This is a genomic window from Pseudonocardia sp. Ae150A_Ps1, from assembly GCF_001932315.1.
In the GTDB taxonomy this organism is placed as follows: domain Bacteria; phylum Actinomycetota; class Actinomycetes; order Mycobacteriales; family Pseudonocardiaceae; genus Pseudonocardia.
This window is the reverse complement of the sequence record NZ_MCIJ01000001.1, coordinates 1,357,208-1,371,302: the sequence shown is the minus strand read 5'-3', so window position 1 is coordinate 1,371,302 and position 14,095 is coordinate 1,357,208. Positions and strand designations below refer to the sequence as shown.

General features: G+C 71.7%; 18 protein-coding genes. 8 read left to right on the top strand and 10 right to left on the bottom strand.

From position 1 onward, the window contains the following. Nucleotides 1-70: 70 nt before the first annotated feature. Entirely contained in the window at nucleotides 71-1,027 is a 957-nt protein-coding gene (locus Ae150APs1_RS05960; protein WP_075296326.1) for an alpha/beta hydrolase fold domain-containing protein, read from the top strand. Between the two features lie 81 nt (nucleotides 1,028-1,108). Here the strand turns inward: Ae150APs1_RS05960 and Ae150APs1_RS05955 are convergent, their stop codons facing one another. Next, nucleotides 1,109-1,429 (bottom strand): hypothetical protein, encoded by a 321-nt coding sequence (locus Ae150APs1_RS05955; protein WP_075332810.1) that lies wholly within the window; start codon nucleotides 1,427-1,429, stop codon nucleotides 1,109-1,111. A 450-nt stretch (nucleotides 1,430-1,879) separates the two neighbouring features. On the opposite strand from Ae150APs1_RS05955, the gene Ae150APs1_RS30975 reads away from it, so the two are divergent. After that, nucleotides 1,880-2,593 carry a hypothetical protein gene (locus Ae150APs1_RS30975; protein ID WP_139316809.1) on the top strand — a complete coding sequence of 238 codons (714 nt, stop codon included), beginning with the start codon at nucleotides 1,880-1,882 and terminating at the stop codon, nucleotides 2,591-2,593. A gap of 92 nt (nucleotides 2,594-2,685) precedes the next feature. Here the strand turns inward: Ae150APs1_RS30975 and Ae150APs1_RS05950 are convergent, their stop codons facing one another. Then, nucleotides 2,686-3,042 (bottom strand): hypothetical protein, encoded by a 357-nt coding sequence (locus tag Ae150APs1_RS05950; RefSeq protein WP_075296322.1) that lies wholly within the window; start codon nucleotides 3,040-3,042, stop codon nucleotides 2,686-2,688. Between the two features lie 189 nt (nucleotides 3,043-3,231). Here Ae150APs1_RS05950 and Ae150APs1_RS05945 point away from each other — a divergent pair, with 189 nt between their 5' ends. Continuing rightward, nucleotides 3,232-3,543, top strand: coding sequence for a hypothetical protein (locus Ae150APs1_RS05945; RefSeq protein ID WP_075296320.1), 312 nt, complete (start codon nucleotides 3,232-3,234; stop codon nucleotides 3,541-3,543). Between the two features lie 112 nt (nucleotides 3,544-3,655). On the opposite strand, the gene Ae150APs1_RS05940 is transcribed toward Ae150APs1_RS05945, so the two are convergent. Then, nucleotides 3,656-4,666, bottom strand: a complete 1,011-nt coding sequence (locus tag Ae150APs1_RS05940; protein ID WP_075296318.1) for a saccharopine dehydrogenase NADP-binding domain-containing protein — start codon at nucleotides 4,664-4,666, stop codon at nucleotides 3,656-3,658. Between the two features lie 70 nt (nucleotides 4,667-4,736). Here Ae150APs1_RS05940 and Ae150APs1_RS05935 point away from each other — a divergent pair, with 70 nt between their 5' ends. After that, on the top strand, nucleotides 4,737-5,705 hold the full coding sequence (locus Ae150APs1_RS05935) for a helix-turn-helix domain-containing protein (protein ID WP_075296316.1): 969 nt from the start codon (nucleotides 4,737-4,739) through the stop codon (nucleotides 5,703-5,705). 20 nt (nucleotides 5,706-5,725) lie between these two features. Here the strand turns inward: Ae150APs1_RS05935 and Ae150APs1_RS05930 are convergent, their stop codons facing one another. From Ae150APs1_RS05930 to Ae150APs1_RS05920, 4 genes are all read right to left on the bottom strand, one after another. Then, nucleotides 5,726-6,466 carry a TetR/AcrR family transcriptional regulator gene (locus Ae150APs1_RS05930; protein ID WP_075296314.1) on the bottom strand — a complete coding sequence of 247 codons (741 nt, stop codon included), beginning with the start codon at nucleotides 6,464-6,466 and terminating at the stop codon, nucleotides 5,726-5,728. Between the two features lie 125 nt (nucleotides 6,467-6,591). Beyond that, nucleotides 6,592-7,143, bottom strand: a complete 552-nt coding sequence (locus Ae150APs1_RS05925; RefSeq protein WP_249266537.1) for an SDR family oxidoreductase — start codon at nucleotides 7,141-7,143, stop codon at nucleotides 6,592-6,594. Next, nucleotides 7,140-7,346, bottom strand: a complete 207-nt coding sequence (locus Ae150APs1_RS33340) for a hypothetical protein (RefSeq protein WP_249266610.1) — start codon at nucleotides 7,344-7,346, stop codon at nucleotides 7,140-7,142. Before Ae150APs1_RS33340 ends, Ae150APs1_RS05925 begins: the two co-directional genes overlap by 4 nt. 76 nt (nucleotides 7,347-7,422) lie before the next feature. Beyond that, nucleotides 7,423-8,364 (bottom strand): SDR family oxidoreductase, encoded by a 942-nt coding sequence (locus Ae150APs1_RS05920; protein ID WP_075296312.1) that lies wholly within the window; start codon nucleotides 8,362-8,364, stop codon nucleotides 7,423-7,425. A gap of 175 nt (nucleotides 8,365-8,539) precedes the next feature. Here Ae150APs1_RS05920 and Ae150APs1_RS05915 point away from each other — a divergent pair, with 175 nt between their 5' ends. The 3 genes from Ae150APs1_RS05915 (at nucleotide 8,540) to Ae150APs1_RS33335 (ending at nucleotide 10,782) form a co-directional block, all read left to right on the top strand. Further along, a complete protein-coding gene (locus tag Ae150APs1_RS05915; protein ID WP_075296310.1) occupies nucleotides 8,540-9,421 on the top strand; it encodes a helix-turn-helix transcriptional regulator in 882 nt (293 codons plus the stop codon). 84 nt (nucleotides 9,422-9,505) lie between these two features. After that, the gene (locus Ae150APs1_RS05910) at nucleotides 9,506-10,618 is read left to right on the top strand and encodes a cation:proton antiporter (protein ID WP_249266231.1); all 1,113 of its coding nucleotides are present in this window, start codon (nucleotides 9,506-9,508) and stop codon (nucleotides 10,616-10,618) included. Continuing rightward, nucleotides 10,615-10,782, top strand: coding sequence for a hypothetical protein (locus Ae150APs1_RS33335; RefSeq protein ID WP_249266230.1), 168 nt, complete (start codon nucleotides 10,615-10,617; stop codon nucleotides 10,780-10,782). The genes Ae150APs1_RS05910 and Ae150APs1_RS33335 overlap by 4 nt, the downstream gene beginning before the upstream one ends. A gap of 12 nt (nucleotides 10,783-10,794) precedes the next feature. Here Ae150APs1_RS33335 and Ae150APs1_RS05905 read toward each other — a convergent pair whose 3' ends face one another. Both Ae150APs1_RS05905 and Ae150APs1_RS05900 read right to left on the bottom strand, forming a co-directional pair. Then, nucleotides 10,795-11,226, bottom strand: coding sequence for a pyridoxamine 5'-phosphate oxidase family protein (locus Ae150APs1_RS05905; protein WP_075301730.1), 432 nt, complete (start codon nucleotides 11,224-11,226; stop codon nucleotides 10,795-10,797). A gap of 47 nt (nucleotides 11,227-11,273) precedes the next feature. After that, nucleotides 11,274-12,113 (bottom strand): NAD(P)H-binding protein, encoded by an 840-nt coding sequence (locus Ae150APs1_RS05900; protein ID WP_075296309.1) that lies wholly within the window; start codon nucleotides 12,111-12,113, stop codon nucleotides 11,274-11,276. 82 nt (nucleotides 12,114-12,195) lie between these two features. On the opposite strand from Ae150APs1_RS05900, the gene Ae150APs1_RS05895 reads away from it, so the two are divergent. Then, nucleotides 12,196-13,137 carry an AraC family transcriptional regulator gene (locus Ae150APs1_RS05895; RefSeq protein ID WP_075296307.1) on the top strand — a complete coding sequence of 314 codons (942 nt, stop codon included), beginning with the start codon at nucleotides 12,196-12,198 and terminating at the stop codon, nucleotides 13,135-13,137. 13 nt (nucleotides 13,138-13,150) lie between these two features. Here Ae150APs1_RS05895 and Ae150APs1_RS05890 read toward each other — a convergent pair whose 3' ends face one another. Next, nucleotides 13,151-14,038, bottom strand: a complete 888-nt coding sequence (locus tag Ae150APs1_RS05890) for an alpha/beta hydrolase (RefSeq protein WP_075296305.1) — start codon at nucleotides 14,036-14,038, stop codon at nucleotides 13,151-13,153. Between the last annotated feature and the right edge of the window lie 57 nt (nucleotides 14,039-14,095).

Sequence of the window (14,095 nt, the reverse complement as noted above, 5' to 3'; positions counted from 1 at the left end):
GCACCCGCTGCCGCGACCTCGCTAGCGTCGGTCGGACGCTGATCAGGTCAGGCGAAGCAGAGGGGTGCGTATGCGATTCGCGCTGGACGGTCTGTCGGTCGAGTTGCCTGTGACACTGATCGAGGAGTCGCGTGCCTTCTACAGCGAGCGGCCGTCCGGCAGAGGGCCAGGCTTGGCGGAGCAGCTGCACCACGTCCGGGCGGGGAGGCCGTCCCCGGTGCCCGTCGATCCACCGCCGGTCGACGAGCTCGTCGAGGTGGAGGGAACGTGCGTCGGGGTGAGGATCTTCTCGCCCGTCTCGGGCGAGTCCCGCGGCGTCTACCTGGACATCCACGGGGGCGGCTTCTACATGGGCTCCGCCGCCCACGACGATCCTCGCAACCGTCGACTCGCCGACACGCTGGATCTGACCGTCGTCAGCGTCGAGTACAGGCTGGCCCCGGAGCACCCGTGGCCCGCCGCTCCCGACGACTGCACGACCGCCGCACTCTGGCTCCTGGACGAAGCACCAGGTCGCTTCGGTACATCTCGCCTGGCGATCGGCGGGAGCTCCGCGGGGGCGCCGCTGGCTCTGGCGACCCTTCTACGGCTCCGGGACCGAGGGGTCGTCGACGGATTCGCCGGGGCCGCTCTCCAGTTCGGTACCTACGACATGAGCGCGCAGACACCTGCCGGGCGCCTGATCGCCGACGAGTACTTCATCGAGGCGTACGCCGGCCACGTGCCCGACAGGACCGTCCCGGACATCTCGCCGATCTTCGGTGATCTCCGGGGGCTTCCGCCTACCCTGCTGGTCGTCGGCGGTGCGGACGTCCTGCTGGAAGACAACATCGCAATGGCCGGTCGGCTCTCTGCGGCCGGCAACGACGTCGATCTTCGCATCTATCCGGAGTCGCCTCACGGCTTCACAGGGCACCCCACGAGCGTTGCGCGACTCGCGATCGACGAGAGGAACGCCTGGCTGAGCGACCGGTTCTCCCGAACCTGGTCGGAATCGGAGTGGACGGCCGCCATCCCGAGAGAGTGAGGGCAGTGGAGTAGCCCTGGCCCGTGGGCTGCGTCAGGGCGGGCAGATGGTTCCCGCGCCGTTCGTCCAGGCCCGCACGGTTCACTCAGGACTCTTGTCCCAGGGGACGACCATGTTCGACAACTCGAGGTTCACGGCGCCCATTCGTGTCCGGTAGGCAATGACCCCCAGACAGATCGAGGCTGCGAAGACTGGGAAGAACAAGACCCACCACACGTTGATGAGGATGCACGCCACGACGAAGCCGACCCCGATGATCGAAGCCGCCCGCTGGTTCGCCGCTGACTCGCCCTCCTTGCGTGCGCGCTCCACCTCGAGCACGTAGTCGGCCTCCGCGCGCTGCTGCGGTGTCATCATCGCCCGACGCTGTACCTCGGCGCGACGATGCAGCTCGTTCGCCACACGTAGTTCCTCGGCTGCACGCCTGCTCACGGTGGGCTCCGTTCACTGTGGGGATGTCGTACCGGTGATCGTGCTGCAGACCGGCGCCGTTAGCCGTCGCCGTCCGGCTTTGCAGGATGAAGCACCTGACCAGATCAGTTGCGAGGCAGAACGACTCGATCAGCCTCCGGGGCGCTAGCGATAGTTGGCGGGACGCAGGTGGGACGCGAGTGGGATTTACCCCGCAAGGCCCCTCCCGTGGTGGTCCGTCATCGACGACAGCCCTGCGTCGCAGGAGAGACGAGATGCTGTCCGTTCACCGGTGTGAGGCACCGGGATACGCCTGTCCTGGCTGATGTGTCACGGCGTAATGGTTCTGGCCCCCTGTAAGGCCCGGTTTGCCCACATTGTGCTGGGCGCTATCGGAAGAGTTGATGACCGGCGCCGTCGATGGCGTGCAATGATGTGGTCGTGACTACTGTGTGGGGTCCTGTTCTCCTACAGCTTGCGCATTCTTATGAGGACAGGAACCTCGACGACATCGATGCGGCAGGTGTCGAGCTCTACTGGGACATCGTCTTCGCGGCTGCGCACAAGCATTCCACGCCTTCGTTTCATGAGCGCGGCGATGAGATTCTCGAAGATAGGACTCAGTGCTTGGATGCGACTCTTGCGGCTGGATGGCATGCGGGCGAGGAAATTGGGTCACCACAGACCGTGTACACGTCGAGTCAGACGCTATCGCCCGTGCGGGTGACGAATGCTCGAGGGATCGGCGATTCCGGAAAGCCGGACGGCGTATTGTGGACTTCTTCGCGACTTCCTGACGGTGCCAGTGCATGGGAACAGAGCGAACTCAGCGAGTTTCCCGAGCTGCGGAGAAACTATGCGCTATTCGCCTTCGATCTTGCGTCCGATGAAGAAGTATTCCAGATAAGCTCTGTGAGAGACTTCGAGCGACTCGTCGTCGAGTATCCGCGAGTCATCGAGCCTGGCCGAGTGGGTGTCGACTGGGGAGGACTGTCCGGTCGGTATGTTGCCGTCAATCTGACCTCGGCAGGTCTGGCAAGAGTGCAGAATTTCAGAATCGTCACCGACCGCGGTGTCGCGGAATTATCGGATTGGGATGCGGAATGCACGGCATGGTTGCGTTTGCTCAAGTATTGCGGCTTGGTGGCTCTCTAGGGTGAACCGGGGAGTTGGCACCTTGCATGGCGATGAAGTCGGCGGAGAGTGCTTTCGATCTACGCCGGAGACGGTGGTCGGCTGGTCTCGACTCATTGCTGACTGTTCCGCGACGGATGGAGATTCGCCACCTTCTGCTCGAGCTGGTCTTCGAGCTCGTCGATCGTCACGGACGGGGAAGCCGCCAGCGCGTCGCGAAGGCGCTCCGCGGACCAGCCGACCCGCCTGGCCGCGCGGAGAAAGTGAAGGTCGGACATGGCGACCGTGTATCGCTCGGAGGCGATGACTCGCAGCCACTCGTCAAGGACGTCGTCCGGAGGCGGAGGAGATGTGCTCCGCTCGACCAGCAACAGCATCATCGTCAGATCGTTCGTCGCTCGGTCGGCCACCTCCGGACGTCCGATGGCGGTTGCCCAGCCTGCCAGCAGTGGACTGCCGTCCTCGGTCATCGGTCACTCCTCGTGGACGCCGGTGGAGAGCTGAAGGATCCGGTCTGCACGTGCGCAACGACGCGGGCATGAGCCCGACAGAGTGTGAGGGAGTCGGGCTTCCTACGAGTGACTTCTCGCCGATCGTCACTTCTGTCGATCCGGCCCGCCGGCGACTAACGATCGCCCGGTTGCGCCGGATGGACGTGCATGACTACTCCGAACTCCCCGCAGCCGAACCCCTACGAGCTGGCCCAGTGGCAGCAGTACCAGGCCTGGCAGCAGCACCAGGCCGCCGCGCGTTCCGAGTCCGCCCGCAAGCTCGCCGGCTGGGCCATCGCCTGCGGCGGGCTCGGCTTGCTGGTGTTCGGCATCGTCCTCGGCCCGATCGCTTTCGCGCTCGGTCTCACCGCATACAACCAGCTCCTGCCGGGGCAGCGCGGCAAGAACGACGCGGTCGGGGCAATGGTCCTCGGCGTGATCGACATCTTCGCGTTCTTCGTGATCATGGCGATGCTCTGATCAGTGGGGCGACAGGCACACTCCTGCTGTCCCGTCGGCGGACAGGTCCACCACTGAGCAGCGGTGAGCAGCGGTCACCCCGCAGCGCGCTGCGGCGGGGGATCGTTCGTCGTCAGGGGGCGTCGATCGTCAGCCACTCCGCGCTCAGGGAGCCGAGGAAGTCCTGCGCGTCGAATGCCTTGCCGGGCGCCAGGACACCCCGCTCCTGCGTCCGGCCGTCCAGAAGTCGCACGACCGCCTCGACGACGAGCGGCGCGGTGACCGCGTAGATGTCCCGGCCGGTCGCCGCGATGCGGCGCTCCTCCCTGCCGCGCCGGACGACGACGTCGACCACGAACACCTGCGCCGAGCGCCCGTGATCGTCGACGGCCTGCGGCGCCGAGGTCGCCGGATCACGGACGTCCCCGAGGGCGACCGAGGCCAGGTAGTTCTCGATCCGGGTCGCGGGCAGGTGGCGTGCCATCGTGACGATCTCGCTGAACGGCACACCGACCACGGTCTGCGTCCCGAGCGGGGCCGGGAACGCCCATTCCCGTTCGGTGGCCGGAGCGGGTGCGGGGACCAGCTGCCCGCCGTCGACGACGAGCCGTGTGGCCGTGTTGCGCTCGCCGGTGATCCGCGTGCCCCTCGTCGGCCACCACCGGTCGAGGCCGATGCCGACGGTCACCGCGTCGATCGTGTCCCATCCCGTCGTCGCGGCCGTGGCGAGCAGGTCGGCCAGCCCGCCGTAGAAGGACATCGCCGGCACCACCGCCACGTCCGGCGCGGCACCGGGAGCTCCGTACGCGTCGTACAGGCCCTGCACCGCAGCCTGCTCGGCCGCGACGTCCAGATAGTGCGCTCCCGCTTGAACGGCGGCGTCCGCCAGCGGGCGGGCCGTGTCGAGGAACGGGCCGGCGACGTTCACGACCGCCGAGACCCCTCGTACTGCGGCGTCCAGCGCGGCCGGATCGTCGACCGACGCCGGCCGTACCTCCGACCCCGGGACCTGCGCCCCGAGGTCGTCCAGGGCCGTCGTGCTCCGTCCGGACAGGACGGGCACCAGGCCGCGCCGCACCAGTTCCGCGACCACGAACCGTCCCGTGTGGCCGTACGCCCCGTAGACCAGAACTCTGCTCTCCATGCGTCCACCTCACCAGCGCCGAGGGGTTCGTTCGAGTGTCTGATCCGACGACGTACGTACACTTTCGGACATGCACACCCTGGGGCTCGCCCTCCACCAGGACTCGATGCTCTACGAGACGGCGATCGCGTCGGAGGTCTTCGGGGTCGACAGGTCCGAGCTGTCGGCGACGGGTGAGTGGTACGACGTCGTCGTCTGCACCCCGAACGGGGTCGCCCCCGGCTGGTTCCCCGGTGCCGAGGTCCAGGACTTCGCAGCGCTGAGCCGGGTCGACACCGTCCTCGTCCCGTCGACGTCCGTTCTCGACCGCGAGCCGGCCGCGGAGCTCCTCTCCGCCCTCCGGGCCGCGTACGAACGGGGCGCGCGGATCGCCGCCCTGTGCACCGGCTCGTTCGTGCTCGCGGCGGCCGGTCTGCTCGACGGCCGCCCGGCGACCACGCACTGGATGCACGCCGCCGAGCTCGCGGACCGTCATCCTCGTGTCGACGTGCGGGCGAACGTCCTCTACGTCGACGACGGGCAGGTCCTCACGTCGGCGGGCAAGACCGCGGCACTCGACCTCTGCCTGCACCTCGTCCACCTCGACCACGGCACTGCCGCGGCGAATGGGCTGGCGCGCACGCTCGTCGTCCCGTCGCACCGCCCCGGCGGCCAGCAGCAGTTCATCGTCGCGCCGGCCGATCCCGTCGTGACCGACGAGCTCGCTGCGGCGCTGGACTGGGCGCGCACCCGTCTCGACCAGCCGATCACGGTGCAGGGGCTTGCCGATCGGGCCCGGCTCAGCAGCCGGCAGCTCGCCCGGCGGATGCTGGCCGAGCTCGGTGTCGCCCCGCTGACCTGGCTCCACGACCAGCGGATCCGCCGTGCGCAGGACCTCCTCGAACGTACCGGCGCCTCCGTGGAGGAGATCGCCACACGCTGCGGCATGGGCACCGCGGCGACGCTCCGGCGGCGGTTCCGGCACTTCCTCGGCGTCAGCCCGACGGCCTACCGGGCCGCCTTCCGGAGCTCCCACGAGCTCTGCCCGAGCCCCGGCTGAGGCCGACGGCGCCTGCGGGCTCAGGGCGTGGACGACGTCCCTGGTCGGTGGGCCGGGCCGGGGAGGCGTGCGATGTCGGCCAGCCACTTCTTGAGCAGCACCGTCTCGGGGGCGGCGAGGACCGTGTTGTCGTCCGGCAGCGCGAGAAGGGTCGCCGCCGCCCGGGCGAGGTGGGGCTTCTCCGCCGGATGGTGGGCGGGCCGGCTGCCGCCGGTGACGGCCGCGATGGTGGCCTCGCGCATGTCGGCCGACAGCCCCGGGTCGGGACGGGCGGTGATGATCTGTTGCAGGGTGACGCCGATGTTGGCCGCGAGGATGTGGGCCGCGGCCCGGTCCGGCTCGACGGCGAGACGGCCGCGGGCGGCCGCCTCCCGCGTCAGACCCAGGAGGATCGTGGTGGGCCGTTCCTGTGCCGCGGGTCGCCTGCCCGGCGTGACCTGGCCGTACATCAGGGCGTAGAAGCCGGGGTTGGCGATGCCGAACGCGACGTGGGCGTCCCAGCCGTCGCGGATGTCCTGGATCGGGTCGCCGCTGGACTCGTGCTCCTGCTTGGCGGACAGGTACTGCTCGAACCCGTGCTCGACGACGGCGTCGAGCAGCCCCTCCTTGCTCCCGAAGAAGTGGTAGAGCGTGGGCAGTCGGACACCGGCGGCGTCACAGATCGCACGCAACGGGACGGTCTCGCCCGGGGACGCCGCGATCAGGTCGGCAGCGGCGCGCAGCAGCCGGTTCCTGGTCCCGCCGGGGGGTTCGTCTCCCACGGCTCCACCTTAGGTCGACCGGGTCGGGTCACTGCCGCGGCGTCGTGGCCGGGTGCGTGCCCCGGTGTGGTTCGCACACGCGCCCGGCCACGACGCTCAGCACCGGCGACGGCGCCGCGACCCGCTCAGCGGGTGGTGTAGCCGCCGTTGGCGAAGATCGTCTGGCCGGTGATCCACCAGCCCTCGGTCGCCAGGAACCGCACGATGGGCGCGATGTCCTCGATCCGGGTGAGCTGGTTGCCCATGGCCATCGACCGGTGGAACTCGACCCGCTCCGGGGTCTCCTGCGGGTAGAAGAACGGAGTGTCCATCGGGCCCGGGGCCACGCTGTTGACCGAGATCCCGCGCTCGGCGAACTCCTTGGCCGCGGCACGCGTGAAGTGCTCGACCGGGGACTTGCCACCGGCGTAGGTGGAGTAGCCGTCGGTGAACGCCGCCAGCAGCGCGGTCACGATGGTGACGATCTTGCCGTTGTCGGCGAGATTGCGGCCGGCTTCCTTGATGAAGAAGTAGGCCGCCTTCGAGTTGATGTCGAACATCGAATCGTACTCGTCCTCGGTGGTCTCCACGATCGGCTTGCGGAGCACCTTGCCCACGGTGTTGACCGCGACGTCGATCGGTCCGAGCGATCCGGTCGCATCGGCGAAGAGCCGCTCGACGTTCGCCGGGACGGTCAGGTCCCGGACAGCAGGACCCCCTGGCTCCCGGCGGCCTCGACGGCCTTCAGCGTGTCCTCCGCCTCGGGACGGGACGACTCCGAGTTGTAGTGGATCGCCACGTTCGCCCCGGCCTCGGCGGCCTGCCGGCTGACCAGGCCACCGAGGTTCTTGCCGCCCGCGGCGACGAGCACGTTCTTGCCCTGCAGCGTGTGAGTGGCCATGTCTCCTCCTATATCGACTGACCACTCCTGTGTATCAGAGATACAGAGCGGATGTCGAGTCGATCCAGGACGCCCGTCAGGCCGCGGTGAGGCTCACGCCCGTCAGCTCCTGCGACAGGTCCCAGATCCGCGCCGCGTCCTCCTCGCTGCGCAGCGGCCGGTACAGGTCCTGCTCCCCGGGGCCGCCGCCGAGGTGCCCGAGCCCCGTCGGCCCGTAGAGCCGCCCGCCCTGCGCGTCCGCGGACGTCGCGGCCAGCAGCGCGGGCAGCTGCGCCGTCGCGACCGTCCCGAGCAGGACCCCCCACCGCGACAGCGCCCGGATCACGTGCACCTGCGGGGTGTCCCGGGCGCGCCCGACCTCGGGCCGGGTGGAGAGCAGGCTCGTCGGCACGACCCCGGGGTGGGACAGGTTGCTGGTGATGCCCCAGCCACCCGTGCGGCTGCGCCGGTCGAGTTCGAGCCCGAACAGCCCGAGGGCGACCTTCGAGTGGCCGTAGGCGCGGGAGCCGTCGTAGGAGCGCTCCCAGTTCGGGTCGTCCCAGTGGATCGCGCCCCGGGCGGCCGCGATGCTGACCTGCGAGGTCACCCTGGCCCGTCCGGCGCGGAGCAGCGGCATCAGGTGCCCGACGAGTGCGACGTGACCGAGGTGGTTCGTGCCGAGCTGCAGCTCGAAGCCGTCGGCCGTCGTCTGCCGGTCCGGCGGGGTCATGACGCCGGCGTTGTTCACCAGCAGGTGGATCGGCCGGTCCTCGCCGCGCAGGGTCTCGCCGAGCGCGGCCACGGACGCCAGCGAGGACAGGTCCAGCTCGCGCAGCGACACGTCGGCGCCGGGGTGCCGCCGGCGGACGGCGCTGACCGCGGCCTCGCCCTTGCGCGGGTTGCGGACGGGCATGACCACCTCGGCCCCGGCGGCGGCGAGCCGGGTGGCGATGCCGAGGCCGACCCCGTCGCTCGCGCCGGTGACGACGGCGCGCCGCCCGCGGAGGTCGGGGACGGTGATGTCGGGCGTGCGCGGCATGGCGTGTCTCCTCGGGGTTCCGGGCGGTACCCGTCCAGGCTCACGCGCCGGCGGGTCCGTATCCACGGCCCACCGATCCGTGGCTGCGGCCGTAGCGGGGGATCGACGATCCGTGGTCCGGCCGGCCGCCGCGCGGTAGGAACGGGGTCGTGATCGAGGGGGAGGGTGGTGGGCCGTGATCGACCGGACCGGGCTGGCGGAGTTCCTCCGGCGACGACGGGGTGCGCTGCAGCCCGAGGACGTCGGGCTCCCGCGCGGACGGCGCCGCCGGACCGCCGGGCTGCGGCGCGAGGAGGTCGCCGCCCTCTGTCACATGTCGGCCGACTACTACGCGCGCCTCGAACGGGAACGCGGGCCCCAGCCGTCGGAGCAGATGCTGGCGTCGATCGCGCAGGGCCTGCACCTGTCCCTCGACGAGCGCGACCACCTGTTCCGGCTCGCCGGGCACCACCCGCCGCTGCGCGGGGCGGCGAGCGAGCACATCGGGCCCGGCCTGCAGCGCATCCTCGACCGCCTCGCCGACACCCCCGCCGAGATCGTCACCGAGCTGGGGGAGACGCTGCGGCAGAGTCCCCTCGGCGTCGCCCTGACCGGCGACACGACCGGCTTCACCGGCCCGGCGCGCAGCCGCGGCTACCGCTGGTTCACCGACCCGGACAGCCGCCGCCTGTACGCGCCGGAGGAGCACGCGTTCCTCTCCCGGATGTACGCCTCCGGCCTGCGGGGGCTCGTCACCCTGCGCGGGCCCGGGTCGCGGGCCGCCTACCTCGCCGACCTCCTTCTCGGGCAGAGCGAGGAGTTCGCGGCCCTGTGGGACGAGCACGAGATCGGCATCCGCCCGCGCGACACCAAGACGCTGGTCCACCCCGAGCTCGGCGTGCTGGAGCTGAACTGTCAGACGCTCGTCGACCCGGAGCAGTCGCACATGCTGTTCGTCTACACCGCGGTGCCGGGCAGCGAGAGCCACGAGAAGCTCCAGCTGCTGTCCGTCATCGGGGCGCAGCCGCTCGGCCCGGCCGCACCCGGACACCCCGGCGACGGTCTCCCGGTGACGTAACGGGCGGCGGGCGGAGAGCCGAGTCCGAGCGCGTCGGCCCCGTCACCCGACGGACTCGACACGGGGCCCGGGGCTGGGGGACCGATGCTCGCGCTCGTCGTGATCATGCTGATTCTGCTCGGCTGGGCCCTGGTCGCGGGCCGTCTCGCGCGGTTCAGCGTCACGATGCCGCTGGCGATGCTGGTGGCCGGAGTCCTGCTCACCGCGGGATCCGACCCGGTGTTCGTCTTCGACCTCGAGTACGAGTCGGCCGAGCACGTCGTCGAGGTCGTCCTCGCGATCCTGCTGTTCACCGACGCGACCGAGGTGCCGGGCGGCGTCCTGGGGCGGGAGCCGCGGCTGACCCTGCGGCTCCTGCTGGTCGCCCTCCCGCTGTCGCTCCTGCTGGCCTGGGGCGGCGGCGTCCTCCTGCTCGGGGGTGCGGGCATCTGGATGGCGGCCGTCCTCGCGACGATCGTCATGCCCGTCGACCTCGCGCCCGCGGTCGCGTTCGTCCGGGACCGGCGGGTGCCGGAACGGCTGCGGGAGCTCGTCAACGTCGAGAGCGGGCTCAACGACGGCATCGTCGCGCCCGTCTTCCTCCTCGCGCTCGCCGCGGCGACCGCGGCCGGTGCGGAGTCCATCGAGGAGGCCGCGATCGACGCCGTCCCCGCGCTGGGCATCGCGAACCTGGTCGGTGCCGTCGTCGGTGTCGCCGCCGCGCGGGTGCTGCGCCGGTCGCTCGTGGCGGGGTGGAGCCAGCCGTCGGCGCTGCGCATCGGGGTGCTCGCCCTGCCCCTGCTCGCCTACGGGGGCGCGGTCGTCGCCGGGGGCAACGGGTTCGTCGCCGCGTTCGTCGCCGGCGTGTTCTTCGAGCCGGTGGCGCGCCGGCTCCCGGCGGGCACCCTGCACCTCGCCGAGGACGTCGGGCACCTGCTGTCGCTCGCGCTGTGGTTCGTGTTCGGCGCGATCGTCAACCAGACCCTCGCCGCCGGGTCGGTGACCTGGCAGATCGTGCTCTACGCGGTGCTCGCGCTGACCGTCGCCCGGGTGCTGCCGGTGGCGGTCGCGCTGATCGGGACGGACCTCTCCGCGCGCGACCGCCTCGTCGTCGGGTGGGTGGGTCCGCGGGGGATCGCGACGCTGGTGTTCGGGATGCTCGCGTTCATCGACCTGCCCCGCCGCAGGAGGACCTCGCGCTCACCGTCGCCGTCGTGACCGTGGTGGCCAGCATCGTCGTCCACGGCCTGTCGTCGGGGCTGGTGTCCCGGTCCTACCCGGCGACGACGGCCGGCGACCCCGGGCCGTCCCCCGGTGGTGAGCCGGCGGGGGACGGCCCGGGACGGGTGGGCCGGACCGCCCGCCGGTGGCGGCGCAGGTGACCCGGCCCGGGCTCAGAAGGCGAGGCGGCGCACCGACTCCGGGCGGCGGACGACGCGCAGGAGCCCGTCCTGGGCGAGGATCGCCGCGAGATCGGCGGCCCGGACCGGGTCGTCGAGGTCCCAGTAGCGCGCGGCGAGGCGGGCCGCCAGGTCGTGCGCCCCGTCGGTCTCGACCGTCGCCCGGCCGCTGACCGACACCCAGCGCTCGCGCTCCTCCACCGGAGCGGCGACGACGAGTGCGGCACGCGGATCGCGACGCAGGCGGCGCACCTTCAGCGCGTCCGGCTCGGTGAAGAGCTGGACCGCGCCGTCCGCGGTGGCCTCGAACCAGACCGGCCGGGCCTGCGGCGGCTGCGGACCCTCGGCGAGGGTCAGGAAGCCGTGCAGCGGGCGCCCGAGGAACTCGATGTCCTCGGCGGTCAGGGTGCTGGTGGCGGTGCTCATGGTGGTCCTCTCCGTGGTCCTGTCCCGGGGGTCGGTGTGCGCTGCGGTCACCGGTCCCACGCCCCGGCGGCCGCGGCCCGGACGACGTAGTCCTCGAAGGCGCGGGGCTCGCGGCCGAGCACGGTGGCGACGCCGTCGTCGGTCCCGGCGATCTCCCCGCGCGCCATGAGGACGAACATCTCGGCGACGTGGTGGGCGTCGTCCGGGCCGACACCCCGCCCGACCAGCTCCGCGGTGTACGCGGCGGGGGAGACCTGCTCGTAGGTGAGGGACCGCCCGGTCGCCCGGGAGATCAGCTCGACGGCCTCGGGGAAGGTCACCGGACGCGGCCCGGTGAGCTCGTAGGTCCGCCCGGCGTGCCGGCCGGGCCCGGTCAGCACGGCCGCCGCGACGTCGGCGACGTCCTCCAGATCGACGAACGCCTCCGGGACCTCTCCGGCCGGCAGCGACAGCCCGCCGGCGACGAGCGGCGCGTGGAAGAGGTCCTCGTCGAAGTTCTGGGCGAAGTTCGGCGGCCGCAGCATGGTCCACTCCAGCGCCGAGCCGCGCACGGCGTCCTCGGCCGAGCGCATGTCCCGCCCGAACGACGAGTCGCCCCAGGTGTCGGCGCCGTGCCCGGAGAGCAGGACCAGGCGTCGCACGCCGGCCGCAGTGGCCCGGGCGACGAACTCGTGGACCGGGCCGGGCACCGTCGGCGGGACGACGTAGGCGGTGGTGACGCCGTCCAGCGCCCGGTCCCAGCCGGCCGGGTCGGACCAGTCGAACGGGGTCGCGCCGGACCGGGACGCGGCGCGCACCGGGACCCCGCGCAGCCGCAGGCGGGCGGCGACCCGCCGGCCGGTCTTGCCGGTGGCGCCGAGGACGAGGGTGGTGTCGGTGGTGCTCATGACGACGATTCAACGGCTGATTGCCGGACGAATCCATGGGTGAGGAGCCGGATCGCCTGTGTGTTCGTCTAACCTCGGAGACGTGGATGCCTTCGCTGACCTCTTCCGCGGGGTGCGGGCCCAGGGCTCGCTCTTCGGCAGCACGACCCTGACCGCGCCGTGGTCGTTGCGGTTCGTCGACGGCGCCCCGCTCACGCTGTGCACCGTGCTCGAGGGCGGGGGATGGCTCCTCCCGGACGGGCACCCGCCCGAGCACCTCGCCGCCGGCGACACGGTGATCCTCCGGGGGCCCGGCCTGTTCTCCTTCGTCGACGTGATCGGGACGGCTGCCGAGCCGATCGAGTGCGGTGAGGACTGCGCGACCCCCGAGCAGGGCGGGACGCTGCACCGGCTCGGGTGGCACGACCGCGGCGAGGGCGACGGCGACGGTGCCACCACGCTGGTCGTCGGCGCCTACCCGGTGGGCGGTGAGATCGGCAGGCGGCTGCTGGCCGCGGTGCCCGACGTCCTGGGCATCGAGCCGGACGGGACGGCCGACGCCGTGCGGGACCTGCTGGCCGCGGAGGTCGCCGTCGACGCGCCGGGGCAGCAGGTCGTCCTCGACCGGCTGCTCGACTGGATGCTCGTCTGCTCGCTGCGCGAGTGGTTCGACCGGCCCGGCGGCGCGCCGCCCGCCTGGTACGCGGCGCACCGCGATCCCGTCGTCGGCCACGCCCTGCGGCTGCTGCACGCCGAGCCGGCCGCCCCGTGGACGGTCGCGTCGCTCGCCGACCGGGTGGCCGTCTCGCGGGCGACGCTGGCGAAGCGGTTCGCCGACCTCGTCGGGGAGCCGCCGCTGACCTACCTGACCCGGTGGCGCATGACCCTGGCGGCGGACCTGCTTTCCGGGCGCGAGACGACCACGATCGCCGAGGTCGCCCGCGAGGTCGGCTACTCCGACGCCTTCGGGTTCAGCGCGGCGTTCAAGCGCGTCCGCGGTGTCACGCCGAGCGCGTTCCGCCTGGCCGGGGCCGCGGCCACCTGACGGGCGACGCCGGTCAGGTCCGGGCGGGCTCACGGGCGGACACCCGTGCGAGGAAGTCCTGCACGAGCTCCAGCACGGTCTGCGGGTGGCTCTCGATCAGGAAGTGGCCGTCGCCGGGAACGAGGTGGATCTCGGCGCCGGGGAGGTCCCGGGCGAACGCCCGCGCCCCGTCCGGGCCGAAGATCTCGTCGTTCTCCCCCCACACCGCCAGCAGCGGGACCTGGGACTCGCGGAACCAGGCGTGCAGCTCCGGGTAGAGCGGCGGGTTCGTCGCGTAGTCGCGGAACAGACTCAGCTGGGCCGCCGCCGAGCCGGGCCGGGCCATCGACGCGGCGTCGACCGTCCAGCAGTCCGGGTCGACGAGCTCGGGCCGGTCCACGCCGTGCAGGTACTGCCACCGGATCGCCGGCTCGTCCAGCGCGGCGCGCACCGCCGGTTCGGTGCCGGGACCGGGCGCGTCGGCGTAGGCCCACACCGGCGCCCAGAAGCCGGGGACGAAGCCGTCGTCGTAGGCGTTGCCGTTCTGGCTGATCACGGCGGTGACCGCCGCCGGCCGCCGCAGCGCGAGGCGCCAGGCGATCGGGGCGCCGTAGTCCTGCACGACGACCGTGAACCGCTCCACGCCCAGCTCGTCGAGCAGCGCCTCCGTCACGTCGGTGAGCGCGTCGAAGGTGTAGTCGAACGAGCCGGCGTCGGGGGCGTCGGAGTGGCCGAACCCGATGTGGTCGGGCGCGATCACGCGGTAGCGCTCGCCGAGCGCCGGGATCAGCGCGCGGTACATCCGGGAGCTGGTCGGGAAGCCGTGCAGCAGCAGGACCACGGGCGCGTCGTCCGGTCCGGACTGCCGGACGAACACCCGGTGACCGGCCACGTCGAGACGGCGGTGCAGCACCTCGGCCATGTCTAACCTCCGAAATGAGTTTTGATGGTTAGATAGGAGCATGGGTCGTCAGCCGGG